We start from the raw sequence: 26379 nt of genomic DNA, 5'->3' as shown, positions 1-26379 counted from the left end.
CCGGGACCCGCGAACGATGGATGGGTGAGCGACGCCGCGTACCTCCGGTTTCCGCATGTCCACGGCGAACGGCTGTGCTTCGTCGCCGAGGACGACATCTGGGTCGCGCCCCTGCACGAGGGGCGCGCGTGGCGGGTGACGGCTGACCGGACCCGGGTGGGCCATCCCCGTTTCTCGCCGGACGGTTCGGCGATCGCCTTCAACAGCTGGCGGTCGCTGGACCCCGAGGTCCATCTCGCGCCGGTGGAGGGCGGGCAGGCGAGCCGGCTCACCTACTGGGGCAGTCCCGACACCCGCGTACGGTCCTGGACGCCGGACGGCCGGATCCTGGCCGTCTCCTCGCACGGTGAGCCGTTCTCGCACTACACGTGGGCCTATGCCGTCTCCGACGACGGCGGCCCGGGCAGCCGGCTGCCATGGGGGCCGGTGTCCGACATCGCCGTGCGGGACAGCGCCGCCGGGGAGCACCAGACGCTGCTGCTGTCGGCGACCGCGCCGCACGAGCCCGCCTCGTGGAAGCGGTACCGGGGCGGGGCGACGGGCCGGCTGTGGCTCCAGGGCGAGCTGCTGGTGCCGGACATCGGCGGGCATCTGGAGTCCCCGATGTTCGTGGGCGACCGGATCGCCTTCCTCAGCGACCACGAGGGCATCGGCAACCTCTACTCCTGCCGGCCCGACGGCACGGACCTGCGGCGGCACACCGACCACGCCGACTTCTACGCCCGCCACGCGGCCACCGACGGCCGGCGTGTGGTCTACCAGTGCGCGGGTGCGCTGTGGATGGTCGGGGAGCTGACCGCGGACTCGGTGCCGCGGCGCCTGGACATCGACCTCGGCGGTACGCGGGCCGGGCGGCGCCCCTACCAGGTCCCGGCCGCGGCCTATCTGGACGGTCTCGCCGTGGACCGCACGGGCCGGGCGAGCGCGGTGTGCGTGCGCGGCAGCCTGTACTGGCTCACGCATCGCGACGGCCCGGCCCGCACCATTTCCGACGAGCCCGGCTCACGGGTCCGGCTGCCGGCGATGCTGGGCGAGACCGGCCGGATCGCGTTCGTCACGGACGCCGACGGCGAGGACGCGATCGAGATCGCGGCGCTGCCGGGCCGGCCGGCCGCGCTGGCGGTGGCGGAGATCGCCGACGAGGACGACGCGGTGGCGCAGGCGCTGCGGGCGGCCGACGAGGCACAAGAGCTCGGGCCGGAGGGTGCGGAAGGGCAGGACGGAGCGGCCGGCGAGGGCGCGCGCGCCCCGTGCCGCAGTGGCGGCGCGCGCCTGGCGTGCGGGGAGATCGGCCGGGTGCAGGAGCTGGTCCCCTCCCCCGACGGCGAGACGATGGCGATCGCGGCCCACGACGGGCGGCTGCTCATGGTCTCCGCGGAGACGGGCGCGGTCACCGAACTCGTCCGCTCGGACAACGGTCCCGTGCGCGACCTGGCCTTCTCCCCGGACTCGGCGTGGATCGCCTGGTCCCACCCGGTGGTCGGCCGCTCGCTGCGCAAGATCCGGATCTCCCGGCTGGCGCCGGACCCCGAGGACGGCGAGCGCACGGTCATCGACGTCACCAACGGCCGTTTCGAGGACGAGCAGCCGGTCTTCACCCGTGACGGCCGCTACCTGGCCTTCCTGTCCTGGCGCGGTTTCGACCCGGTGTACGACGTGCACACCGGCGATCTGTCCTTCCCGCTGGGCTGCCGCCCGCACCTGGTCCCGCTGCACTCGGCGACGCCGTCGCCCTTCGCGCTGCCCGTGGAGGGCCGGCCGCCCGGCGGCGGGCTGGACCCGGCGGGCTTCGCCGAGGGCCCGCCGGCGGTGGAGGCCGCAGGGCTGCCGATGCGCGTGACGCCGTTCCCGGTGCCCGCCTCCAAGTACAGCTCCCTGGAGGCGGTGCGCGGCGGGCTGACGTGGCTGCGCTGGCCGATCTCCGGCGCGCTCGGCGAGACGTTCGTCAATCCGACCGATCCCTCGGCCCGGCCGACGCTGGAGTACTTCGGCCTCGCCAAGTCCAAGCGGGTCGAGCTGGTGCGGCACATGGACTGGTACCGGGTCAGCGGCGACGGCACGCAACTGGTCGTCTTCGACGAGGGCGAGCTGACCGTCGTGCCCGCCTACGAGCCGGGCGACCTGGACTCCACCGTCTACATCGACATGCGGCGCGTGCTGCACGAGGCCGATCCGCCCGCCGAGTGGCGCCAGGCGTACGCGGAGGCCGGGCGGATCATCCGCGACTACTTCTGGGCCCCGGACATGTGCGGCATCGACTGGCCCGCGGTGCTCGCCCAGTACCGTCCCCTGGTGGAACAGGTCTCCACCCCGGACGAGTTCGCGGACCTGCTGCGCGAGGTCCTGGGCGAGCTCGGCACCTCCCATGCGTACGTCGCCCCGGCCCGGCGCAACGAGGGGCCGCCGCACTACCAGCGGCCGATCGGGATGCTGGGCGTCAACTTCGCCCACACCAAGGACGGCCGGTGGCTGGTGGGCCGCATCCTGCCCGGCGAGTCCTCGGACTCCAGGGCGCGTTCACCGCTGGCCGGCACCGGCATCCAGGAGGGGGCGGCACTCACCCATGTCGACGGCCGTGCGGTGGACCCGGTCGCCGGTCCCGGGCCGCTGCTGTCCGCGGCGGGCGGCACCACCGTGGAGCTGACGTTCACACCGCCCGGCGGCGGCCCTCCGCGCCGGGTCGCGGTCGTACCGCTGGTGGACGAGCGCCCGCTGCGCTACCAGGACTGGGTGGCCAAACGGCGCCTTGTCGTCAGGGAGTTGAGCGACGGTCAATGCGGCTATCTGCACATCCCCGACCTGGGCGGCTCCGGCTGGGCGCAGTTCAACCGCGATCTGCGCATGGAGGTCGTGCGCCCGGCCCTCATCGTCGACGTGCGCGGCAACGCGGGCGGCAACATCAGCGACCTGGTCGTGGAGAGCCTCACCCGCAAGATCCTCGGCTGGGACTGGATCCGCGACGCGCAGCCGGTGAGTTACGCGGGCAACGCGCCGCGCGGACCGATCGTGGCGCTGGCCGACGAGGCGACCGCCTCCGACGGCGACATGATCACGGCGACGTTCCGGCTGCTGTCGATCGGCCCGGTGGTGGGCCACCGCACCTGGGGCGGCGTGGTCGGCATGACCGGGCGGCACCGGCTGGGCGACGGCACGGTGATCACGGTGCCGATGAACGCCGCCTGGTTCGAGGCGTACGGCTGGTCGGTGGAGAACCACGGCGTGGAGCCGGACATCCCCTGCATCCGCACCCCGCTGGACTGGGCGGAGGGCCGGCGCACCGACCTGGAGCTGGCGGTGCAGACCGCGTTGGACCTGCTGGAGAAGCATCCCGCCGCCACGCCGCCCGACCTGTCCGACCGCCCGGACCGGCGGCGGCCGCCCTTGCCGCCGCGCCGCTGAGCGACGACTCCGGCGGTGTGTTCCGGCCGAAGTGCCCGCCGCGGCCGGGGCGGTCGACGGGAAGAAGGCCGGACCGGCTCTCCGCCGGGCCGGACCGGACAACCGAAGCCCACCGCGTCAGTGCGTCGCACAAGACAACCCGACATCCCCGCGTCGCGAGCCGCGCAGGCCGCACGGGCCGCGCAGACCGCACGCCGTCAACCCGCTCTCCGCCAGACCTGCGCACCGAACCACCCGGCCGTCCCCGCGTCGCGAGCCGCACGGGCCGCGCAGACCGCACGCCGTCAACCCGCTCTCCGCCAGACCTGCGCACCGAACCACCCGGCCGTCCCCGCGTCGCGAGCCGCACGGGCCGCGCAGACCGCACGCCGTCAACCCGCTCTCCGCCAGACCTGCGCACCGAACCACCCGGCCGTCCCCGCGTCGCGAGCCGCACGGGCCGCGCAGACCGCACGCCGTCAACCCGCTCTCCGCCAGACCTGCGCACCGAACCACCCGGCCGTCCCCGCGTCGCGAGCCGCACGGGCCGCGCAGACCGCACGCCGTCAACCCGCTCTCCGCCAGACCTGCGCACCGAACCACCCGGCCGTCCCCGCGTCGCGAGCCGCACAAGTCGGGCACGGGCCGCACGCCGTCAACCCGCTCTCCGCCAGACCTGCGCACCGAACCACCCGGCCGTCCCCGCGTCGCGAGCCACACAAGTCGGGCACGGGCCGCATGACGCCGACCGACTCTCCCCCGGGCCGGGCCGGGGCCCCCACCGCGTCAGTGCGTCGCACAAGACAACCCGGCATCCCCACATCGCGGGCCGTGCACGCCGGGCATGGGAAGGGGCGCGCCCTTGCGGACGCGCCCCTCGGTGTTCACGCCATGGCGTTCACGCCTGCACCACGCGGGTCAGTGGTCCCGGTGCTGCCGCTCGTCCCGCGACGAGCCGGACTGCTCGCGACCGGTGCCCTTCGGGCCCGACGGCGGGGACTGCTTGCCGGACTGACCCTGGCCGGGCTGCCGCTCCTGCGTCCTGCCCTGCTCGCCCTGCTGGCGCCTCTGCTCGTCGGTCATGTCCTGGGACTTGTCCCGGGTCTGACCGATCCGCTCCTGCGGGCGGTCCTGCTGGCGCTGCTGACCGGCCTTGCTTCGCGTGGGGTCGTTCTTGCCCATGATCACTCCTTCGTGATGTGTGGACTGGGCCTCGACCAGGCTGACACGTCCGGACACGCTCCGCATGTCGGACGAACGCGCTGCGTGAACGGTGCTGGTCAGAGGGCCTTTTCGGACCGGGACCGCTCATCGGCCGCGCCGCCGGGGCCCACCAGCCCGTGCCGGACGCCGCCCGCCGCCGCGATCTTCGGTGCCAGGCGGCGCATTTCGCGCTGCCCGATCGCACCGCCGATCAGCCCCGGCAGGTAACCGCGTACGGACTGCATGCCGCGCAGCCACCACTGGGCGTAGACGTGCGGCGAACGGCGCGCGATGCCGTCCGCTATGCGCTCCACGGCCGGCGCCGCCGGATAGGTGCGGTTGGCGGGCCACGGCAGCCGGCGGCGGGCCTCGCGCATCACGTCGTCCTCGTCGGCGCCGCGCACCATGTCGGTGTCGGTCCAGCTCAGATACCCCACGCCGACCTTCACGCCCTTGAAGCCCACCTCGGCGCGCAGGCAGTGCGCGAACGCCTCGACACCCGCCTTGCTCGCGCAGTACGCGGTCATCAGCGGCGCGGGGGCGATCGCGGCGAGCGAGGCGATCTGCAGCAGGTAGCCGCGCGAGGCGATGAGCGCCGGCAGGAACGCGCGGGCGGTGACGACCCCGCCCAGCAGGTTGACCTGGATGACCCGGTCGAAGTCGCCCGGGTCCGTGTCGAGGAACGGACCGCCGGTCGCCACACCGGCGTTGGCGACCACGGCGTCCACCCGTCCGTAGCGCTCCACGACCTCCTCGGCGACGCGCGCCATCGCCTCCCGGTCGGTGACGTCGGCCGTCCAGTACCCGGTGCCGGAGCCGATCTCCGCGGCGACGGCCCCCAGTTCGTCCGGCTCCAGCCCGACGAGCGCCAGGCGGGCGCCGCGCGCGGCGAGTGTGCGGGCGAGCAGCGCGCCGACCCCGCGTGCGGCACCGGTCACCACCACGACCTGGCCGTTCAGCGACCTGCTCATGCCGTCCCCTCCTTGACCTGCGCCTGCGGCCGCAGATGGTCCTTGACCAGGGCGCGGACGACACCTGCGACCGCGGCGGGGGCCTCCAGCGGCGTCATGTGGCCGAGGCCCGGAAGTTCCGTGAGCCCGGCGAAGTGGGAGAGCCGGGCGGCCAGCCCCCGGGCGTGCACCGGCGGGGTGAGCTTGTCGTCGGTGCCCACCAGCACCGCGGTCGGCACGCGCAGCGCCGCCACCCCCGCGTCCAGGTTGAGCCCGGCCAGTACCCGCCCCCACGCCGCGCGCTGCCTGCGCCCGCAGGCGTGCACGATGCGTGCCGTCGCGGCCACCAGTTCCGGGCTCGAATCCGGGCCCAGGATCCCGTACTTGAGGGCGGCCCGGGTCACCGCGGACTGCGGGCCCAGCGGAGCCGCGCTGACCAGCAGGAAGCGGTGGAAGCCGTCGCGCACGCGCTGGGCGCGCACCCGCGGCGGCAGCACCAGCGTCTCGGCGAGCAGCCGCCCGCTGCCCGTGCTGGCCAGCAGCACCGCGGCGGTGCGGGACTGGATCGCGGGCCGGTCGCCGGCCGCCATCGCCGTCATGCCGCCCATGGAGTGGCCGATCAGCACCGCCCTCTCGTCGGAGGGGAGCACGGACTCCATGACCGCGGTCAGGTCGTCGGCGAGCGCGTCGGTGCTGTAGCCGCCGCGGTGCGGGGTCCCGCTGCGGCCGTGGCCTCGCTGGTCGTACGTCACGACCCGGTACTCACCGGCCAGTTCATGGATGAGCGGTGCCCAGAACCGGGTGTTGCAGGTCCAGCCGTGGATCAGCACGACGGTCGGCGCCGTGCCCGGTTCGGGGCCGTACTCCTCCACGTTGATCGAGGTGCCGTCGGCGGAGCGCACGACGTGCGCGTGCCGGGCCTTCGGCAGGTCGAAGACGCCGCTGGTCAAGAAGCCACCTCCACAGGGGCCGGGCGCTGCTCGGGGGCGCCGGCGGTCATGATCGTGTACTCGTCGAGTCGCACTTGGCGGGTGGCACGCCGGAACTCGGCGGTCGTGCCCGGCCAGACGGTGGTGTTGCGGCCCTGGTCGTCCAGGTACCAGCTGACGCAGCCGCCGGTGTTCCACACGGTGCGGACCATGCGGCGCTGCACCTCCTCGTTCCACGAGCACACCGCCTCCGCCCTGGCGTCCAGCGCGGCGGCGCCGGTGGTGTCCAGGGTCCGCAGGTAGTCGGCGATGTAGTTGAGCGAGGACTCGATCATCAGGATCATCGAGCTGTTCCCGAGGCCGGTGTTGGGCCCGATGACGAACAGCAGGTTGGGGAAGCCGTCGACGCTGGAGCCGCGCAGCGCGGCCATCCCGTTCTTCCAGTGCTCGGCCAGCGTCCGCCCGTCGGCGCCGAGGACCCGGTCGCCGATGGGCATGTCGGTGACATGGAAGCCGGTGCCGAAGACGATGGCGTCGACCTCGCGCTCGGTGCCGTCGGCCATGACGATGGTCGAGCCGCGCACCTCCTTGAGCGCGGAGGCCACCACCTCGGTATTGGGCCTGGTGAGCGCCGGGTAGTAGTCGCTGGACAGCAGGATGCGCTTGCAGCCGATCCGGTAGTCCGGGGTGAGCTTCGCGCGCAGCGCCGGGTCCTTGACCGCCTTGGCCAGGTGCGACGCGGCGATCCGCTGCACGCCGCGCAGCAGCGCCGGACGCTTGGTGAAGGCGCCGACCTGCACCTCCCGCAGCAGCCACAGGAGTCCGCGCCGTGCCTTGGCGGTCGCCGGGACCTTGGCGTGCAGCCACCGCTCGGCCGCCGTGATGTCCCGGTCCATGCGCGGCATCACCCACGGCGGGGTCCGCTGCACCACGGTCAGGCTCTCCACCTCGGGCTGGATCGCCGGGACGATCTGGATGGCGGAGGCGCCGGTGCCGATCACCGCGACGCGCTTGCCCTTGATCTCGTAGTCGTGGTCCCACCGCGAGGTGTGGAAGACCGCGCCCGGGAAGGCGTCGAGGCCCGGGATGTCCGGCAGCCTGGGGTCGGAGAGCGGGCCGCCCGCCGAGATCAGGACGTCGGCGGTCAGCTCGCCGCGCGAGGTGGTGACGTGCCAGTGCTTCGCCTCGGTGTCCCAGCGGGCCTGGCGGACCTCGGTGTCCAGCCGCAGATGGGGACGGAGGCCGAAGGTGTCGGCGACGTGTTCCAGATAGGCCCGGATGTGCGGCTGGCCGGAGAAGGTGCGCGGCCACTTCGGGTTGGGCGCGAACGAGAAGGAGTACAGGTGCGAGGGCACGTCGCACGCGCACCCCGGATAGCTGTTGTCGCGCCAGGTGCCGCCGACGGAGTCGCGCCGCTCCAGCACCACGAAGTCGGTGACCCCCTCACGCCGCAGCCGCACGGCCGCGCCGAGCCCGCCGAAGCCGGATCCGATGACCGCCACCCGTACGTGTTCGCTGCGCCCGGCCATACCGCCGCCTCTCGGTGCCGCCCTCGAACCTGATCGCGCCAGTGTTCACTGGCATGGTCCGGAGCGTAGACCAGAACGCGTTACCAGCGGTAGAGGCCGGAGCGCGCGAGTTGCCCCGGCGCACCGCCTAGGCTGGCGGACGTGGCGACGCACGAGCGCGAGTACCGGATGGACGAACTGGCCGAGGCCGCCGGAGTGCCCGTCCGCACCGTCCGCTTCTACCGGGAGCGCAAACTGCTCTCCGCCCCACGCCGCGAGGGCCGCATCGCCTGGTACAACGGGCACCACCTCGCCCGGCTCCGCACCATCACGGCCCTGCTGGAACGCGGCCACACCCTCGGCGGCATCGCCGAACTGATGGACGCCTGGGAGAGCGGCCGCCACGACGTCGGCGAACTGCTGGGCCTGGACCCGGGCCTGCCCACCCCGTGGTCGGAGGAGGAGCCCCTGCGGCTGACCCCCGAGGGGCTGGCCGACTTCTACGGGGAGCAGGCGACCGCGGAGAACCTGGCCACCGCCCTGGACATCGGCTACATCGCCGTCGACGGCGACGACGTCGTGCACGTCAGCCGCCGCCTGCTGGAGGCCTCGTCCGCGCTGGTCAAGGAGGGCATCCCGCTCGCCGAGGTGCTGTCCGCCGGCCGCGACATGCGCGACCGCATGGACCTACTGGCCGAGCTCTTCGTGGAACTCGCCCGCACCCACGTCCTCCCCGACGCGGAGGCCGACCTCCAGGCCGGCGACACCACCCGTCTCACCGAGGCGATAGCGCGGCTGCGCCCGCTGGTGAAGGCCGTCGTCGAGGTGGAACTCGCCCTGGCGATGGACCGCAGGCTGCGCGAGGAACTCAAGGGATAGCCCGCGCGCCGGGGCCCCGGGAAGCTACCGTTACCCAGAGTGATTGGTGCTTCACGGACAGGGGTTGGTGTCGCGGTGTCCCATGACAAGCGGTCCGTGAGCATGGCGATCTTCGGTGACCTGCTGAAAGCCCTCCGCGAGGGCCGGGGCATCACGCTCGACGCCTTGGCCGCGCACACGGGCTACTCGAAATCACTTGCCGTCAAGATCGAGTCCGGCGAACGTCTCGCGAGCAAGGCGTTCATCGACAAGGCGGAGGAACTGCTCGGCTCCGCAGGGGCGTTGCAGGCGGTCGCGCCGCACCTGTCCCGGGAGAAGCTGCCCGCGGGGTACGGCGAGTACGCGGACGAGGAGGCGCGGGCGACGTGCCTTGGCGCCTACGACACTCATGTGATCAAGGGGTTGCTGCAAACCGAGGCGTACATGCGCGCCGTCTTCCAGGCACGCTGCCCCGCACTCGAAGAGGACGAGATCGACCGCTGGACCGAGGACCGGCTCGCCCGCCGAGCGCTGTTCACCCGCAAGCCCGTATGCATGCTGTCGTTCGTCCTGGAGGAGGGCATCCTGCGGCGTCCGGTCGGCGGACCTGCCGTGATGAAGGACCAGTTGGGACATCTGATGGCAGTGGGCGAGCGCCGCAATGTGCAGATCCAGATCATGCCGTCCCACTACGAGGCGCACGCCGGCTTCGACGGCCCTTTCACGTTCCTGGAGAGCCCGGACCGCCAATTCCTCGCTTACGCTGAGAGTCAGGTCGGGGGGTTGCTCACCGACGACCCGGAACGGGTCAGTCTCCTTCACCAGCGCTACGGCACGATCCGAGCGCAGGCCCTGACCCCCGAGCACTCGGCAAAGCTGATCGAGCAGATTGCGGGCGAGCTGTGAACACACTCATGTGGTTCAAGTCCAGCTACAGCAGCAACGACGGCGGGCAGTGCGTCGAAATCGCCCTCGACTGGCGCAAGTCGACCCACAGCGGCAGCGACGGCGGCGACTGCGTCGAGGTCGCCTCATGCCCGGCGGCCGTGCACGTGCGGGACTCCAAGGACCGGACGGGCCCCGTGCTGACGTTCACGCCCGACACGTGGGCCGCGTTCATCGCGTTCGCCGTCGCGGCCGGCCAGGAAGCCACGTAGGCACTGCCCTGGCGATCACGGACCGGACCGGGCTTCGAACTTTCCCCGTCACGTCACACATGCCGTTCTTCCCGCGGCAAGGCCGGCTGGTCCGCGAAATCCGCCCTCCGCCGACGCCCGGGGCCCGTCCGTTCCCCGGGCGTTCACCATGTCCTCATACCGATGCTTGGTGCGGGCTTTACCTGCGTCCTACCTTCACGAAGTTCAGTTCGCCCGAAGTAGACGAGGTATAAATGTCCCTCCGGCATGCAGTCGCCGCCCTGGCCGTGGTGCCCGCGCTGGTGGTCCCCGCGACCGCCCAGGCGGCCACGGACCACCATCACCACCATGTTCCTTCCCAGAAGAGCCACTTCGACCTTCAGGCCCACCGCGGCGGCCTCGGCATGACCACCGAGGAGTCCCTGGAGGGCTTCGGCAAGGCACTGCGCCTCGGCGTGAGCACTCTGGAGCTGGACACCCACGTCACCAAGGACGAGAAGGTCGTGGTCAACCACGACCGGCAGATCAGCGCCCAGAAGTGCAAGGACACCGCCCCGGTGACGGCGGGCGACCCGATGTACCCGTACGTCGGGAAGTACATCAAGGACCTGACCCTGGCGCAGATCAAGTCCATGGACTGCGGCTACCAGCAGCTGCCCGGCTTCCCCCAGCAGGAGCAGATCAAGGGCTTCCGCATGGTGGAGCTCAAGGACGTCCTGAACCTGGTCAAGAGCTACCGGGCCAACAAGGTCACGCTCAACATCGAGACCAAGGTGGAGGCCGGCTCGCCCACGCAGACCGCGCCGCGCGAGCTGTTCGTGCGCCGTGTCTTCGAGGAGATCCACCGTTCGGGCATCGAGAAGCAGGTCACCATCCAGTCGTTCGACTGGGGCTCGCTGAACGAGATGCACAAGCTCGCGCCGACGTACCCGCTGGTGGCGCTCACCAACTTCGACTTCCTCCAGGTCGGCAAGCCCGGCGCCTCCCCGTGGCTCGGCGGCATCGACGCCGACGACTACGACGGCGACTTCGTCAAGGCCGCCGCCGCCATCCCCGGTGTCACGGCGCTCTCGCCTGTATACGGCCTGCCGCAGAACGGCACGGTCGCCGACCCGAACTTCACGTTCTACGTCAACAAGAAGATGGTGGACGACGCCCACTGGCGCGGCCTGCGGGTCATCCCGTGGACCTGTGACGACCCCGCCACCATCAAGGCGCTGCTCGACATGAACATCGACGGCATCATCACGGACTACCCCAACCGGGTCCGCGACATCATGGCCGAGCGCGGCATGCGCCTGCCCCGCGCCTACAAGGCGCCCCGTCACTGACGACGGCCGCCCCGGGCACGTGTGCGCCCCCGGAACCTCGCGGTTCCGGGGGCGTACGCGCGCTCACATGGGCGACCCGGCCGGCTGCCCCGCGGCCATCGGCGCGTTCTCCTCGGGGTGGACGCACTTGTACAGGCACTGCGTGCGGGAGAGCGCGAAGACGCCGTAGGTGAGCACGCCGAAACCCAGCACCGCGGGCAGCAGCCACAGTCCGGTGCGCGGCTGCTCCCCGTAGAGGATCAACCCGAGGGCGAAGCCCGCCACGGCGTCGCAGAGGGTCAGTGCGGGCTGGGAGGCGATGAGCGGGCCGCCCTGCATGGCGGTGCCGAGCAGGAAGAGGGAGAAGCCGCCCGTGGCGGCGAAGGCGTACGTCTGCCAGGACAGCAGCCACGCTCCGATGCCCTGGTGACCCAGGATGTCCATGGACGACTTGATCAGCGCGGCCGTCAGCGCGTTGCCCACGGCCGCCGCCGCGCCGAGGCAGGCCGCGCGGGTCAGGCCGAGGGGACGCCGCAGCCCGGCCACCACCAGCGCCGCGCCGAGCCCGCCGACGATGAGCAGCGTCGGCACCCACCAGATCCCCGGCACCTGTTCGCGTCCCCCGCTGGGCGCCAGGGAGAACAGGAAGACACCCAGGCCCACGGCGATGCACCCGACGCAGAGCCACGCCTTGTTCGAGAGGTCGACGTGGAAGACGGCGCCGCCGATCACCAGGGCCAGCGGCAGTTCGAGGATGAAGACCGGCTGCACGGTGGCGAGCGAGCCGGTGCCGAGGGCGAGCGCCTGGAAGACCGCGGCGCCGATGACCGCGGTGATGCCGGCGAGCCAGACCGGGGTGCGCAGCAGGTCGCGCATGAGCCCGAGGCGCAACGAGGTGGAGGCGGGGACCTTGAGCACCGCCTGCCGTTGCAGCACCGTACCCAGCGCGTTGCTGCACGCCGCGATCACGGCGAAGAGGACCGACAGGATCATGTCGGCTGCACCACTCCCGTGCCTCCGCTGGTTCGTCCCTGTCCGGCACGGGACCGTGTGGGCCACGGCCCCGGGGACTCCGGGAATCCTCGCGGTGTCCGCGAAATCCCTGAAGTTCACTGTGCCCGGAATGTCCGATCAAAGGATCAGTCTAACGTCGTCCGCGCGGGCACCGCCCGGCCTCACAGGGCGGCGCGGCTGCCCGTGTCCACGGCTTGGGTGGCCGCCGCCGCGCGGCGCGCGTCGTCGCGGACCTCGTCGGCGGTGAGCACATAGCCCGTGGTGGCGTCGGTGGTGGAGCGTGCGAAGACGACCCCGAAGACATGGCCCGCGGTGTCCAGCAGCGGGCCGCCGGAGTTGCCGGGGCGCACCACCGAGCGCACCTGGTAGATGTCGCGGGTGACGATGCCGTCCCCGTAGATGTCCTGGCCGGTGGCGCGGATACGGCCGGCCACGGTCGCCGCGCGCAGGTCCAGGCCGCCGTCCTCGGGGTATCCGGCCACGACCGCGCCGTCGCCGCGCTCGGCCGCGTCGGTGAAGTCCAGCGTGGGGGCGCGCAGTCCCGGCACGTTCAGGACCGCGACGTCCTTGCCGGGGTCGAAGAGCACGACCGTGGCCCGGTACGCGCGCCCGGCGCCGCCGATCTGGACGGCGGGGGTGTCGACGCCCGCGACGACGTGGGCGTTGGTCATGACGTGCTCGTCGGCGTAGACGAAGCCCGTGCCCTCCTGACCCTGGCGCCGGCCGTCCACGAAGGCGATGCCCTCGATCTTCACCGTGCTGCGGGTGGCGGCCCGCGAGGCGGCGTCGGTGACGCTGTCGCCGGACGGTGCGGGCACCCCGTTGACGGGCTCGGACTCGAAGGGGTTGAAGACCTGCGGGAAGCCCGCCTGGGCCAGGGCACTGGTCGCCCTGCTGAACCAGCTGGGCGCCTGCCGCGGCATGGTGTCCTGGACCGCGCCGAGCACCTCGGAGCCGCGGATCGACTGGGCGAGCACGCTGGAGGAGGCGGTCACCAGGACGCTCGCGGACACCCAGGCGACCAGCAGCACTGCCACCGCGTTCGCCGCCGCCCCGCCGGCGCCGTCGAGCCAGCGCAGCGGCCCCCAGTCCAGGCCGGTGCGCACCTTCCAGGCGACCCCGGAGGCGACGGCGTGGCCCGCGGCCGCCGGGATGAGGACGGTGAGCAGGGCGACGAGCGTGGCGCGGGGAGTGCCTGGCTCGACGTACTGGAGCACGTACGGCAGCAGCCACACGCCGATCACGGCCCCGCCGAGGAAGCCCGCGAGCGAGATGGTGCCCGCGACCAGTCCGCGCCGGTAACCGGCGACCGCGTAGGCGACCGTCAGCACGAGCAGCAGCAGGTCGAGCAGGTTCAACCGAGAGGCCTTTCCCGAAACCGCATGGACCAGTAAAAACGCACATTAACCGACCATCGGTTCCCTTTTGTGTCACACCGCACGCACTGTCTGCCCGAAAAGCCATACGAACGGCCCGGTTCCGTCCTCCGTCAACCTTCTACGGAGGCCGTCACCGGGCCGTTCATCGCGCCGTACCCCGTCCCCACGGGTGGGCGCGCACGGGACCGTCCCACCGCTCCGGGGAGGTCCCGTGACCGGGAGCGCCGACGTCACATGTGGACGACGGGTGCCGCGCCGGCGTCCTGTTGCGGCGCGCCGCGCCGGTAGAGCAGGAAGCTGATCACCAGGCCGGCCACGAAGAAGGCCGCCGCCCACCCGTAGGCGGTCGAGTAGCTCTCCAGCGCGGCGTTCGCCTTCACCAGCGGGTCGGCCGGGTTCCTGCCGGCGAGGTAGCCGGTGGCGGCGCTCGTGGCCAGGGTGTTGAGCAGGGCCGTGCCGATCGAGCCGCCGATCTGCTGCATGGCGTTGACGGCCGCCGACGCGACGCCCGCGTCCTCGGCGCCGACACCGGTGGTGGCCAGGTTCATGGCGGGCGGGAAGATCAGGCCCATGCCGAGGCCGATCACCAGCAGCGGCGGCAGCACGTCGGTGACGTAGCCGCTGTCCAGGCCGAGGCCGGTCAGCCAGACCAGACCGGCGGCGGCGAGCCCGAAGCCCACCGGGACCACCGGCTTGGGGCCGATGCGGGGCACCAGCACGACGGTGGCGACCTGCGCGCCCACCATCAGCGCGGCGACCAGCGGCAGGAAGGCCAGGCCGGTCCTGACCGCCGAGAAGCCGAGGGTGAGCCGCAGGTAGTAGGTCAGGAACAGGAAGACCGCGAACATGCCGGCGCTGGAGACCAGGGAGGCGGCGAAGGAGGCGCCGCGGTTGCGGTCCAGCAGCACGCGCATCGGCAGCAGCGGGTGCGCGGCCCGGGTCTGCCACCAGGTGAAGGCGGTCAGGAGCAGCGCGCCGGCGACCAGGTAGCCCCAGGTCTGCGGGGAGCTCCAGTCGTGGCTCTCGGCGTTGGAGAAGCCGTAGACCAGAGCGAACAGACCGGTGGTGACCAGCAGCGTGCCGGGCAGGTCGATGCTGGCGCCGGGGCGGCGGTGGCCGCGCCGCAACATGGTCATGCCGCCGAGGAAGGCGACGACGGCGAAGGCCAGGTTGACGTACAGGGTCCAGCGCCAGTTCAGGTACTCGGTCAGCACGCCGCCGAGCAACAGGCCGACGGCCGCGCCGGATCCGGCGATGGCGCCGTAGATGCCGAACGCGCGCGCCCGTTCCCTGGCCTCGGTGAAGGTCGTCGTCAGCAGCGACAGCGCGGCGGGCGCCAGCAGGGCGCCGAATCCGCCCTGGAGGGCGCGCGCGGTGACCAGCATCTCGAAGCTGCCTGCCGCGCCGCCGAGCGCGGAGGCCCCGGCGAAGCCGGCGACCCCGATGAGGAAGGCGGTCTTGCGGCCGAAGAGGTCGGCGATCCGGCCGCCGAGCAGCAGCAGGCTGCCGAAGGCGAGGGCGTACGCGGTGACGATCCACTGCCGGTTGCCGTCGGTGAAGCCGAGGTCGGCCTGGGCGGAGGGCAGCGCGATGTTCACGATGGTCGCGTCCAGCACGACCATCAGCTGGGCGACGCCGATGACGGCCAGGACCCACCAGCGCCTGGTGTGGTCGTCGTGATCGCCCTGCGTCCCCCTGGCGGGGGGTGCGGCGACGCCGGCGCGGGGCTCGGCGGTGCTCTGGGACATGGGGACGTGCTCCCGTCGTTTCGGAAGAGGCGTTGGACAGGGGTGGTCGCGGGGTACGATCGATACGAAACCGTTTCGTACGCATGAAGCCTAAGCTCCGGCCCATCGAAACGCAAGAGTTTCGATCGCCTGGTCGCGGCGCGCTGCCTAGAGTGGGTGCGGAGCGAACGAGGAGGTGCGTGCCGTGGCCGAACAGCACACGGGAGCTCGCCCGGAACAGGCGATACTGCAACGGATCAGCGCGATGGTCTCCGACGAGCGGACGCTGCGCGAACTGCTCGCAGCGGGGCGGATCGACGGCGAGACCGAGCGGGACCGGCTCGACACCCTGGAGCGCGAACTCGACCAGTGCTGGGACCTGTTGCGCCAGCGCCGCGCCAAGACCGAGATCGGGGAGGACCCGGGCCAGGCCCGCGTGCGGCCCTCCGGCACGGTGGAGGGCTACGAGTCGTGAGGGCCGAGCCGAAGATCACCGACTCCCCGGGGACCCGCCGCTACGAGGCGCACATGGACGGCAGGCTGGCCGGATTCTCGGCGTACATCCGCACGCCCGAGATGATCGCCTTCCTGCACACCGAGGTCGACCCGGAGTTCGAGGGCCGCGGTGTGGGTTCCGCGCTCGCCCGGCAGGCGCTGGACGAGGCCCGGGAGCGCGGGCAGAGCGTACTGGCGGCATGCCCCTTCATCGCGGGCTGGATCGCCCACCACCCCGACTACCAGGACCTGGAGTACACGCCCCGCAGCGCCGTCAGCGACTGACGCCGGCCGACCGCGGGACCCGTGGCCTCAGCGGCGGAAGCCCAGGGCCGGCAGCACGACCGCGTCGATGTAGCGGTGCATGAACCCCGCGTCGACCTCCACGTCCTCCAGCAGGCGCCGGGTGATGACGGCGCCCAGCATCATGTGCGGCATGAAGACGGCCGCCGGGTTGTCCCCCGGGATCTCCCCGCGGTCGGCGGCCCGGGCCAGCAACTGCCGCAGCCCGGCGAGTTCGGGGTCGATGAGGTGCTCGCGCATCGCCTCGGCGAGGTCGGGGCTGGTGGCGGAGGCGTGCGCCAGCCCCCGTATCAGCGAGGTGTCCACCTCGGAGCCGTCGCCGAACCCGGCGGCCATCGCGTGCAGATCGCCGTCGAGGGAACCGGTGTCGACCGGGGCGTGCGCCGGCTTGGTGCAGCGCAGCGCGGTGACCACCAGTTCCGGCTTGCTCTTCCACTGCCGGTACAAGGTGGCCTTGCTGGACCGGGTGCGGGAGGCGACCGCGTCCATGGTCAGTGCCTCGTAACCGACCTCACGGAGCAGCTCGATCACCGCCCCGTAGAGCTCCTGTTCACGCTCGGGCGTCAGGCGGGTACGCCGCGCCGGGACGCTCGCGTCCGTGGTCATCTCGACTCTCCGTCTCTCGTCCCCTGCGAAACGGTTTCGTATTCAAAGACAATATGGCACCGCCCACCGAAACCGAAACGTTTCGATGGGCGGTGGCATGCGTCCGGGCCGCGCCGGCGGGCACGGCCCGGGCGGCTCAGGCCAGGGACGCGGTGAGGGTGATCGCGGTACCCGCCAGGGCCTGGCTCACCGGGCAGTTCGCCTTGGCGTCCTCGGCGGCCTTGATGAACTCCGCCTCGTCGAGACCGGGCACCTCGCCGACCACGGTCAGGTGGATACCGGTGATGCCGGTGCCCGGCTTGAAGGTGACGTCGGCCTGCGTGCGCAGCTGCGTCGGCGGGGTCTTGGCCCGGGACAGCCCCGCGGACAGGGCCATGGAGAAGCAGCTGGAGTGCGCGGCGGCGATGAGCTCCTCCGGGCTGGTCTTCCCGCCCGGCTCCTGCGAGCGGGCGACCCACGTGACCGGGTACTCGCCGATCCCGGAGGAGTCGAGGGTGACGACTCCGCTGCCCTCGATGAGGGAGCCGTCCCACACGGTGTGGGCGACGCGCGTCGTCTCGCTGGGCGTGGTCATGGTGGATCCTTCCGGTTTGTGGCTCGGTTCGCCTCCGGGGCGCTCCGGCACCTGGGCGCCGGCCTGCGGCGCGTCCAAGTCTCCACCACCGGGCGCCGCTTCGCGACGTGATCGCCGGGCGCGTTCCGGGGACGTGTTGCCCGCGTCAAACGGATCGTCACCCACAAGGGTGGCTCTACGCAGGGATTTCACGGTCCCGCCCCCGGCCGGTCGCCGCCGGTCCTACGTTCGGCAAGAGGACGCGGACGTCAAGGAGTGAGCCAGGTGGAGGAATCCGTACGGGTACCGATCCTTGCGTCATGGGAACGCTGCCAGGCCGTCGGCCTCGATCCCGAACGCCTCGACGTCCCGTACACCCGGGACATCGACCTCGCCGGTCCGCTCGCCAGAGCCGCCCGGCCGGTCCTCGACCGGCTCGCCGACGCCCTCGCCGGGTCCGGCACGGCCGTCCTCCTCACCGACGGCAGCGGGCTCGTACTGGACCGCAGGGCCGCCCGGCCGCCGCTGCTGCCCGCCCTCGACGACGCCGGCCTCGCCCCCGGCTTCACCTACCACGAGCGCGTCGCCGGTACCAACGGCATCGGCACCGCGCTCGCCGCCCGGCGCCCCGTCCGGGTCAGCGGCGAGGAGCACTACTGCGCCGCGCTGCGCCGCTTCACCTGTTACGGCGTGCCCGTGCGGCACCCCGTCAGCGGACGCGTCGAAGGCGTCCTGGACCTCACCAGCCTCCAGGGCGAGGCCCACCCGCTCATGCCTCAACTCGCCCGCGGGTCCGCCCTCGCCATCGAGCACCGGCTGCTGGAGGACTCCGGGCGCCGCGAACGCGCCATGCTGCACGCGTACTTGGCGGCAGAACGCCGCATGCCGAGCCCTGCCTCGCTGCGGCTCGACGGCGACGGCCGCATCCAGCCCGTGGGTCCTCCGCCCGGACTCACCCCCGGCGACGAGGCGTCCCTCGCCGAGACCGCCACCGGCCTCATCGCCACCGGACGGCGCGACGCCGTCGAACTGCCACTCTCCCGGGGGCGCACCGCCGTGCTGCTGTGCCGCCCGCTCGCGGAGGGCTCGGTGGTCGAGGTGAGCCTTCCCGACGACGCCGGACCGCGGACCGTGCGCCGGCCCCTGCTCGTCGGCGAGGCAGGAGTCGGCCGGCTCGCCGTCGCCGCCCGGCTGCGGCTGGAACTGCTCAGCGACGCCGCCCTGCACATCGGCACCACGCTCGACGTCGTCCGCACCGCCGCGGAACTGTGCGAGGCCGCCGTCCCGCGCTTCGCCGACCGGGCCACCGTGGACCTCCTCGCCCCCGTCGTCCTGGGCGGCACCCCGCACCCCACCGACACCACCGCGCCCGTCCTGTGCCGCGTGGCGGACACCGGGACGGGCGCCGCGGAGCCGCTCGCGCCGCCCGCGGAACCCGTCCCGTCCGCCCCGGCCGCGCCGGACGGCCCGCAGGCACGGGCACTCGCGGGCGACGGCCCGGTGCGGGCCGGGAACGCCCTCATCGCCGTCCCGCTGCGCGCCCGGGACACCCCGCTCGGGGTGGCCACCTTCCACCGGACCGCCGACAGCACGCCCTTCGCGGAGGACGACCTCACCCTCGCCCGCGAACTGGCCGCCCGCGCGGCCGTCTGCGTCGACAACGCCCGGCTGTTCACCCGCGAGCACCACCTCGCCCTGGAGCTCCAGCGCAGCCTGCTCCCGCACGGCCTGCCCGCGCAGCACGCCGTGGACGTCGCCCACCGCTATCTGCCCGCCCCGGGCCGCGTCGGCGGCGACTGGTTCGACGTCATCCCGCTCTCCGGGGCGCGGGTCGCCCTCGTCGTCGGCGATGTCGTGGGCCACGGCATCCACGCGGCCGCCGCGATGGGCCGGCTGCGCACCGCGGTCCACAACTTCTCCGCCCTCGACCTGCCCCCCGACGAATTGCTCGGCCGCCTGGACGACCTGGCCGTACGGCTCGACGAGGAGGGCGGCGCGCACTCCGGACTGACCGGTGCGACCTGCCTGTACGTGGTGTACGACCCCGTCGCCCGGCGCTGCCAGCTCGCCCGCGCCGGGCACCTGCCGCCCGCGCTGCTCGGCCCGGACGGCGACGTGCGCTTCCCCGAACTGCCCGCGGGACCGCCTCTCGGGCTCGGCCGGATCCCCTTCGAGACGACGGAGTTCGACCTTCCCGAAGGCACCGGGCTGGTCCTCTACACCGACGGCCTCATCGAGGGCCCGCACGCCGACCCCGAGGCCGGCATGCGCAGACTCGGCCGGGCGCTGGCCGCCGCGCCCAGGGACGGGACACCGGAGGAGCTGTGCGCGGCCGTGGAGTCCGCGCTGCGCCCGGTGCCCTCGGCCGACGACATCGTGCTGCTGGTCGCCCGTACCCGCGCCCTCGACGGCGGGCAGGTCGCCTGCTGGGACGTGCCGGACGACCCGGCCGCCGTCTCGGCGCTGCGCTGCGCGATCACCCGCCGGCTGCGCTCCTGGGACCTGGACGAACTCACCTTCACCACCGAACTGATCGCCAGTGAGCTCATCACCAACGCCCTGCGGCACGCCCAGGGCCCGGTCCAGGCACGCCTGGTGCGCGACCGGGCCCTGGTCTTCGAGGTCGCCGACGCCAGCGGCACCTCCCCCCGGCTGCGCCGCGCCGCCACCACCGACGAGGGCGGCCGCGGCATCTTCATGGTCGCCCAGCTCTGCCGCCGCTGGGGCACCCGCTTCACCGAGCAGGGCAAGGTCATCTGGACCGAACAGCAACTGCCCGCGTGACCATCGCCCCTCGCGCCCGCCCCGCCGCGGCCCGCCGTCCGGCTCCCGCCTACGCCCGTACGGCGCAGCCCGCGACGCCCGCTCCGGGCCCGCCCGGCCACGTGGCGAGGCGCCCGCCCGGCAGCACGGCGGCGCCGGCCGCGCGGTGGCCTCGCCGGGCGACGGCGTACGAGGCTGCCCGTTCCGGCTGTGCGACGGCCCGGTGTTGCCTACGGTGGGACCATGAGCACCGCGGCGCGGACCAGCGCAGACAGCAGCACGGACACCTACGACGTCATCGTCATCGGGGCGGGACCGACCGGCGAGAACGTCGCCGACCGCACCCAGGCGGCCGGGCTGAGCACCGTGATCGTCGAGTCCGAACTGGTGGGCGGTGAGTGCTCGTACTGGGCGTGCATCCCCAGTAAGGCGCTGCTGCGCCCGCAGGCCGCCCTGGGAGCCGCCCGCGCGGTCCCCGGCGCGCGCGAGGCCTCCGGCGGACGGATGGACACGGCCGCCGTCCTGGCCCGGCGCGACTGGTCCACAGCGGGCTGGAAGGACGACGGACAGGTCGCCTGGCTGGAGTCGGCCCACGTCGACCTGGTGCGCGGCCTCGGCCGGCTCGACGGGCCGCGGCGCGTCGTCGTGCAGACCCCGGAGGGCGGCGAGCGGGTGCTGACCGCCCGCCACGCGGTCGCGGTGTGCACCGGCACGCGCGCGCTCCTGCCCGACCTGCCCGGGCTCGCCGAGGCGCGCCCCTGGACCAGCCGTGAGGCGACCAGCGCCCACGAGGTGCCGGGGAGTCTGCTGGTGGTCGGCGGCGGCGTCGTGGCCGTGGAGATGGCGACCGCCTGGCAGTCGCTCGGCTCGCAGGTGACCGTGCTCGTCCGGGGCTCCGACGTGCTGCCGCGCTGGGAACCCTTCGCCCGCGACCTCGTCGCGGAGGGGCTGCGGGCGGCCGGCGTCGACCTGCGGACCGGGGTGTCCGTCACCGCCGTGCGCCGCGACGGCGACTCCGGCCCGGTGACCGCGACGCTGTCCGACGGCTCCGAACTCACCGCCGACGAGTTCCTCTGCGCCACCGGCCGGGTGCCGCAGACCGACGACCTCGGCCTGGACACGGTCGGCCTGACCCCCGGCTCCTGGCTGGAGGTGGACGACACCTGCCAGGTCCGTGGCGTCGACGACGGCTGGCTGTACTGCGCGGGCGACACCAACCACCGCGCCCTCCTCACCCACCAGGGCAAGTACCAGGCGCGCATCGCCGGCGCCGCCATCGCCGCCCGGGCCAAGGGCGAGCCGCTCGACACCGCCCCCTGGGGCGCGCACGCGGCGACCGCCGACCACGAGGCCGTCCCCCAGGTGGTCTTCAGCGAGCCCGAGGCCGCCGCGGTCGGCGTCACCGCCGAGGAGGCCGAGCGCGCGGGCCGCCGCGTCAAGGTCGTCGACTACGAGATCGGCAATGTCTCCGGCGCCTATCTGCACGCCGAGAACTACCGCGGCCACGCCCGCGCCGTCGTGGACCTCGACCGGGGCCATCTGATCGGCGTCACCTTCGTCGGGCCGGGCGTGGGCGAGCTGCTGCACTCGGCCACCATCGCGATCGCCGGCCAGGTGCCCATGGAGCGGCTGTGGCACGCCGTTCCGTCGTTCCCGACGATCAGCGAAATCTGGCTGCGGCTGCTGGAGACGTACCGGGACCGTTAGCCGACGAACAGCGCGGTCCTCCGCGCGGAGGACGCTTCGCCCCCGGGAAGGCGCGACCGGCCGATAGGATCGCGCCCTGCCCGTCGAGTCCAGGTCCAGGGAGCTGCAGAGGTGGGGATTTTCCGGCGCGGGCCGAAGCGCGACCAGCGGGACGCGCCTCGCGACCCCGAGTACGCCTTCTTCTCCGTGGACGAGGGCGCGCGCTTTCGCGCCCATGTGCGTGAGGCCTTCGCCGAACTCGGCCTGGAGGTCACCGTCTTCGCGGACCTCGTGACCGACAGCTCCGGCCGCAAGTTCGGCACCGGAAACCTGGCGGCGCTGTGCCACAACGACCGGCGCGGCCCGCGGGTGTGGCCGCAGCTGGCCCGGGAGCACGTCGGCGCCGTGCTGCGGACCCTCGACGGCCCCTCCCCGCTGGAGACGATGCCGGCCGAGGAGATCCGCGAGCGGCTCTACCCGCGTCTGGTCACCCCCGACATGATCGACCCCGAGACGTTCCGGTACGCCCGGATCGCCGCCCCCGGGCTGCTGGAAGTGCTCGCGCTCGACCTCCCCGAGAGCGTCATGACGCTCGCCGACCACGCGCTCACCCCGCTGGGCGACATCCGGGAGCTGCGCGGCCGGGCCCTGCTCAACCTCCGCGATCTGCCCGTGGAGCGGCACGAGGTCGTCCGCCACGCCGATGTGCGCTTCGACGTCGTCGTCGGCGACTCCTTCTTCACCGCCGCCCGGGTCCTCGCCCTCGACGAGCTCGTCGAACGCGTCACCGGAGCGCCGCTCACCGACGACGGCGCGCTCGTCGCCATGCCGTTCCGCCACCAGCTGGCCTTCCACGCCATCCGCGACAGCGCGGTCATCCCGGCCCTCAACGGCATGGCGGGCTTCGCGGCCGCCGGCCACGAGGAGGCGGTCGGGCCGATCAGCCCGTACGTCTACTGGTGGCGCGACGGGGTGCTCACCCAGCTCAGTGAGAAGGACGGCGAAGGGCTCCTCATCACCGTCGGCGAGGAGTTCCAGAACGTCCTGGAACGCCTGGTCCCCGACCAGGCGGGCGAGGAGCGCTGAGCCTCCCCCGCCGGACGCCGGACCGACACCGGACCGACGCCGGTCTGCACGGCCGCCCATACGCCGTCGACGCGACGCTCGGCGCCACGGCTCCGGCCGCCCCCGAGGACCCCGCCCCACTGTGCGCGGGACGCGTCACCGTCATGGAGGTGTGACCGGCGCCCGTTACGGCAACTGCCCCGCAGGCACGGCCGCGTTCCGGGGCAGCAGGGGATTGGCCAGGGGCACGTAGCGCGCGGCGGCGCCGTCCGCGGCCGTCCAGCGCAGCAGGAGGTTGGTCTTCGCCGGGATGTGCGGTGCGGTGAGGAGGTCCCGCACCGGCGCCGGGTCGCCGTGGGCACGGGCCCAGCCGTCGAGGAAGGCGCGCGCGCGGGCCCACAGCACGGGGGCGAGTTCCGGGCGGCCGTCGGCGACGGCTCCGGCGATCTCCAGCAGGTTGTTGGTGACGAGGCAGTAGACCAGCCGCTGCCAGCCGTGGGCGGGGCTCACACCGGGCGTCGGATCGTCGCCCCGCGTGTGGCGGCGCAGCAGTTCGCGGTGCCGCTCCTCGTCGAGCTTCACGCCCTCGTGGTCGCGGAAGACCGCCTGCGCGGGCAGGCCGTCGCCGTCCACGGCGATCACGACGTTCTGCAGATGGGCCTCCAGCACCACGCCGTGCCCGAACCACGCCGCGAGCACGGGCGGCACGACGCTCTCCAGATATGCCTGCCACCAGGCCAGGGCGGTGTGCTCGTCGCGCCGCGCGGCCTCCAGGGGGTCGCCCTCGAAACCGCCCTCGGCGACCGCCGCCGCCAGCAGCGGGGTGAGGCCGGGCCGGACGCGGCCGCCGAGGCCGTCGCGGACCAGGACCGCCAGCGCCTCGTACGCGTCCCGGCCGCCGAGATCGGCCGTGCGGTAGCCGCGGTCGGAGAGGATCCCTGCCTCGGTGACGGTCCGCAGGACCCCGTCCACCGGGCCGAGCCAGCGCAGGTCGTGCTTCCACAGCCGGCGGATGTCGTTGGTGATCCGCACGTCCAGGCTGAACTTGAGGAAGAGGTCGGCGTCCGGCAGGTACACCGTGCGCAGCGACGCCGTGGGCACGGCGGGGACGGTCGTGCGGCCGAGCCGCAGCAGGCGGCCGTCGTGCAGAGCGGGCAGGTCGCCGAGGAGTTCCCGTTGCCACGGGTGGGCGGGCAGCAGCCGGTAGCCGTCGGGCACGTCGTCGTGGAGGCGGTCGACGGCGGAGGTGTCGCCCTCCCCCGCCAGCAGGTCCGCGCGCACGGCGAGCAGCGTCAGCGGGAAGGCGGTGTGCGCCTCGGGGGCGTACGGCAGCCAGCCCGCCGGGGCGCCCCCGCCGCGGGCCTTGGGTGCGGGGTGGTAGCGGTGCCCGGCGACGAGGGCCTGCTCGGACCGCAGATACGGATCGGCGGGCGGCGGCGCGTCCTCCCGGGCGCCCAGCAGCGCGGCCAGCACATCGCGGCTGTCGCGGATCTCCGCCGGCAGCGTGGCGTTGACCGTGCCCGTGCGGGCTGTCAGTTCCCCTGCGGTGAGGTCGACGAGCCCGTCGAACGTCAGGGGGCGCCAGTCGCCGTCCGGGCCGAGCAGTTCGGGGCGGGAGGGGTGGCGGCCGGGGCGCACCCGCAGGAGCCGGCCCGTCGCGGGCAGCCGGTGGACGGACGGCCCGGCGGGTGCGCCGGACTCGACGGGCCCGGCGGGTTCGGCGACTTCGCGGACAAGGCAGTTCAGCAGGGCCACGGCGGCCAGTTCGTCGGCCCGGCGGCGGATCCGCGCCGGTGCTCCCGCTGCTCCCGCTGCTCGCTCCACGGTGCGGCGTCCTCCTGCGTAGGCTAGGGATCCATCATGCACCCCGATTCGACGACCGCGACGCGGCGCCCCTTGGAGGCGGCGTTCGCCACCGGGCTGACCGCCCTGCGTCCCGGCCTGGCCGATGCCTGGGCGTCCGCGTTGCCGGGCGCCCGCGCGGCCGTCCTCGGCCGCCTCTGGCGCGCCCTGCTGCTGGAACCGCTGCCCGGACTGACCGCCTGCGGGCCCGGGCAGGTGCGTCTCGGCGACGGCCGGCTGCTGACCGGGCCGCCGCGCCTGCCGCACGATCTGGGCGCCGCGCACGAGGAGTTGGTCCTGCGTCTGGACGGCCGCCCGTACGACCATCCGGCCGCCCTGCTGGAGGCGCTGGAGCTGCCCGGCTCCGGGCCGCTGCGGGACGAACTGGAGGACAGCGTCGCCTCGTTGGCCCTCTCGCGGGCCGGCGCACCTCGAACCGACAGCCCCACCACCGCCTCGGCCGGCTTGACCGGCTTCGAGCAGGGCGTGGTCGACGGGCACCCGTACCACCCCTGCTGCCGCAGCCGCCCCGGCTTCTCGCTCGACGAGCAACTGGCCTACGGGCCCGAGCACCGGCCGGTCGTGGCCCTCGACCTGGTCGCCGTACCCGCCGCCGGGGCCGTGGTGTCGGGCGACTGGCCGGACCGGCTGCGGGACGGCGACCGGCTGCTGCTGCCCGTGCACCCCTGGCAGACCCGGCACGTCCTGCCGGGCCTCGGCGTACGCCCCCACGCCACCGCGGCGATCGACGCGCGTCCGCTGATGTCCGTGCGCACCTTCGCGCCGCTCGACGGCGGACCGCACCTGAAGACGGCGCTCAGCATGCGGATGACCTCCGCGGTGCGGGACATCTCGGCCCAGTCGGTCGTGGACAGCGCCCGGCTGTCGGAGCTGCTGGACGGGCTGACCCGGCGGCTGGAGGGCGGCCGGCTGCGCGTGACGCGCAACCTGGCGGCGGCCTCGGCGGTCCTCGACGGCACGCCGAGCCCCGATCTGGCCGCGCTGGTACGGGAGTCCCCCGAAGACTTCGCGGACCCCGCGGAAGGGGAGACCGTGCTGCCGGTGGCGGCGCTCATCGCGCGCCCCGCCGACGGCGGCCCGCCGCTGGTCCGCTCCCTGCTGTCCGCGGCGGGACCCGGTCAGGACGGCGCCGCCTGGCTCACCGCGTTCGCGCGGCTCGCGCTGCCGCCCGTGCTCCGCCTGCTGTCCTGGGGCGTCGCGCTGGAAGCGCACGGCCAGAACCTGCTGGTCGTCCTGGACCGGCGGGCCCGGCCGCTGCGGCTGGTCTACCGCGACCTGGCCGACGTGCGGATCAGCCCGGCCCGGCTGGCCCGCAACGGCTTCGGGACGCCGTCCCTGGGCCGCGGGCTGAGCGACGACCCGGCCGTCCTGCACGCCAAGGTGTACGGCTCCCTGGTGGCCACCACCTTCGGCAGTATGGTCTCCGCGCTCGGCGAGGCGCACCGCCCCACCGAGGCCGGCCTGTGGGGCGCCGTCGCGGCGGAGGCCGTACGCGCCTGCGACGCCCTCCCGGACACCCCGGACACCCGCACCGACCGGGCCGCCCTGTTCGCCCCCGAACTGCCCGTCAAGGCCCTGACGTTGATGCGCCTGGAGTCCCCCGCCCCGGGCGACCGATGGGCCCGCCTCCCCAACCCGCTGCGCTGACCCCCG

At 73.5% G+C, this 26379-nt stretch carries 21 protein-coding genes; 11 read left to right on the top strand and 10 right to left on the bottom strand.

What is annotated here, in order from left to right:
* The first annotated feature begins 24 nt into the window (after positions 1-24).
* Positions 25-3399 (top strand): S41 family peptidase, encoded by a 3375-nt coding sequence (locus RV983_RS21620; protein WP_475987396.1) that lies wholly within the window; start codon positions 25-27, stop codon positions 3397-3399.
* Between the two features lie 897 nt (positions 3400-4296).
* On the opposite strand, the gene RV983_RS21615 is transcribed toward RV983_RS21620, so the two are convergent.
* The 4 genes from RV983_RS21615 to RV983_RS21600 all read right to left on the bottom strand — a co-directional run bounded on the left by RV983_RS21615 (position 4297) and on the right by RV983_RS21600 (position 7989).
* Positions 4297-4560, bottom strand: coding sequence for a hypothetical protein (locus tag RV983_RS21615; RefSeq protein WP_475987395.1), 264 nt, complete (start codon positions 4558-4560; stop codon positions 4297-4299).
* A gap of 98 nt (positions 4561-4658) precedes the next feature.
* On the bottom strand, positions 4659-5552 hold the full coding sequence (locus RV983_RS21610) for an SDR family oxidoreductase (RefSeq protein ID WP_475987394.1): 894 nt from the start codon (positions 5550-5552) through the stop codon (positions 4659-4661).
* Entirely contained in the window at positions 5549-6481 is a 933-nt protein-coding gene (locus RV983_RS21605; RefSeq protein WP_475987393.1) for an alpha/beta fold hydrolase, read from the bottom strand. Before RV983_RS21605 ends, RV983_RS21610 begins: the two co-directional genes overlap by 4 nt.
* Positions 6478-7989 carry a flavin-containing monooxygenase gene (locus tag RV983_RS21600; protein WP_475987392.1) on the bottom strand — a complete coding sequence of 504 codons (1512 nt, stop codon included), beginning with the start codon at positions 7987-7989 and terminating at the stop codon, positions 6478-6480. The genes RV983_RS21605 and RV983_RS21600 overlap by 4 nt, the downstream gene beginning before the upstream one ends.
* Before the next feature lie 168 nt (positions 7990-8157).
* Between RV983_RS21600 and RV983_RS21595 the strand changes: the two genes are divergently transcribed.
* The 4 genes from RV983_RS21595 to RV983_RS21580 all read left to right on the top strand — a co-directional run bounded on the left by RV983_RS21595 (position 8158) and on the right by RV983_RS21580 (position 11293).
* The gene (locus RV983_RS21595; RefSeq protein WP_475990411.1) at positions 8158-8847 is read left to right on the top strand and encodes a MerR family transcriptional regulator; all 690 of its coding nucleotides are present in this window, start codon (positions 8158-8160) and stop codon (positions 8845-8847) included.
* A 102-nt stretch (positions 8848-8949) separates the two neighbouring features.
* Complete coding sequence (locus RV983_RS21590; protein WP_475990410.1) at positions 8950-9732, top strand: helix-turn-helix domain-containing protein; 783 nt, start codon at positions 8950-8952, stop codon at positions 9730-9732.
* An 8-nt stretch (positions 9733-9740) separates the two neighbouring features.
* Entirely contained in the window at positions 9741-9983 is a 243-nt protein-coding gene (locus RV983_RS21585; RefSeq protein WP_475990409.1) for a DUF397 domain-containing protein, read from the top strand.
* Positions 9984-10216: 233 nt separating this feature from the next.
* On the top strand, positions 10217-11293 hold the full coding sequence (locus RV983_RS21580) for a glycerophosphodiester phosphodiesterase family protein (protein WP_475987391.1): 1077 nt from the start codon (positions 10217-10219) through the stop codon (positions 11291-11293).
* Between the two features lie 63 nt (positions 11294-11356).
* On the opposite strand, the gene RV983_RS21575 is transcribed toward RV983_RS21580, so the two are convergent.
* The 3 genes from RV983_RS21575 to RV983_RS21565 all read right to left on the bottom strand — a co-directional run bounded on the left by RV983_RS21575 (position 11357) and on the right by RV983_RS21565 (position 15413).
* Positions 11357-12265: a DMT family transporter gene (locus tag RV983_RS21575; protein WP_475987390.1), complete on the bottom strand. Its 909-nt coding sequence runs from the start codon at positions 12263-12265 to the stop codon at positions 11357-11359.
* Between the two features lie 182 nt (positions 12266-12447).
* Positions 12448-13644, bottom strand: coding sequence for a MarP family serine protease (locus RV983_RS21570; protein WP_475987389.1), 1197 nt, complete (start codon positions 13642-13644; stop codon positions 12448-12450).
* 251 nt (positions 13645-13895) lie between these two features.
* Positions 13896-15413 (bottom strand): MFS transporter, encoded by a 1518-nt coding sequence (locus RV983_RS21565; protein ID WP_475987388.1) that lies wholly within the window; start codon positions 15411-15413, stop codon positions 13896-13898.
* 184 nt (positions 15414-15597) lie between these two features.
* Here RV983_RS21565 and RV983_RS21560 point away from each other — a divergent pair, with 184 nt between their 5' ends.
* Positions 15598-15867, top strand: a complete 270-nt coding sequence (locus RV983_RS21560; protein ID WP_475987387.1) for a DUF2630 family protein — start codon at positions 15598-15600, stop codon at positions 15865-15867.
* Positions 15864-16172: a GNAT family N-acetyltransferase gene (locus RV983_RS21555; RefSeq protein WP_475987386.1), complete on the top strand. Its 309-nt coding sequence runs from the start codon at positions 15864-15866 to the stop codon at positions 16170-16172. Before RV983_RS21560 ends, RV983_RS21555 begins: the two co-directional genes overlap by 4 nt.
* Before the next feature lie 27 nt (positions 16173-16199).
* On the opposite strand, the gene RV983_RS21550 is transcribed toward RV983_RS21555, so the two are convergent.
* The gene (locus RV983_RS21550) at positions 16200-16796 is read right to left on the bottom strand and encodes a TetR/AcrR family transcriptional regulator (RefSeq protein WP_475987385.1); all 597 of its coding nucleotides are present in this window, start codon (positions 16794-16796) and stop codon (positions 16200-16202) included.
* A 136-nt stretch (positions 16797-16932) separates the two neighbouring features.
* Positions 16933-17370: an OsmC family protein gene (locus RV983_RS21545; RefSeq protein ID WP_384282053.1), complete on the bottom strand. Its 438-nt coding sequence runs from the start codon at positions 17368-17370 to the stop codon at positions 16933-16935.
* 264 nt (positions 17371-17634) lie between these two features.
* On the opposite strand from RV983_RS21545, the gene RV983_RS21540 reads away from it, so the two are divergent.
* The 3 genes from RV983_RS21540 (at position 17635) to RV983_RS21530 (ending at position 22884) form a co-directional block, all read left to right on the top strand.
* Positions 17635-20133, top strand: coding sequence for a SpoIIE family protein phosphatase (locus RV983_RS21540; protein ID WP_475987384.1), 2499 nt, complete (start codon positions 17635-17637; stop codon positions 20131-20133).
* A 222-nt stretch (positions 20134-20355) separates the two neighbouring features.
* Complete coding sequence (locus RV983_RS21535; protein ID WP_475987383.1) at positions 20356-21819, top strand: dihydrolipoyl dehydrogenase family protein; 1464 nt, start codon at positions 20356-20358, stop codon at positions 21817-21819.
* A gap of 111 nt (positions 21820-21930) precedes the next feature.
* A complete protein-coding gene (locus RV983_RS21530; protein WP_475987382.1) occupies positions 21931-22884 on the top strand; it encodes a hypothetical protein in 954 nt (317 codons plus the stop codon).
* Positions 22885-23049: 165 nt separating this feature from the next.
* Here the strand turns inward: RV983_RS21530 and RV983_RS21525 are convergent, their stop codons facing one another.
* Positions 23050-24687 carry an IucA/IucC family protein gene (locus tag RV983_RS21525; RefSeq protein WP_475987381.1) on the bottom strand — a complete coding sequence of 546 codons (1638 nt, stop codon included), beginning with the start codon at positions 24685-24687 and terminating at the stop codon, positions 23050-23052.
* 36 nt (positions 24688-24723) lie between these two features.
* Here RV983_RS21525 and RV983_RS21520 point away from each other — a divergent pair, with 36 nt between their 5' ends.
* The gene (locus tag RV983_RS21520; protein WP_475987380.1) at positions 24724-26373 is read left to right on the top strand and encodes an IucA/IucC family protein; all 1650 of its coding nucleotides are present in this window, start codon (positions 24724-24726) and stop codon (positions 26371-26373) included.
* The last annotated feature ends 6 nt before the right edge of the window (positions 26374-26379 follow it).

It is taken from the genome of Streptomyces sp. RLA123 (assembly GCF_056270165.1).
The sequence above is the reverse complement of the archived record's forward strand: the minus strand, read 5'-3'. Positions and strand labels throughout refer to the sequence as shown.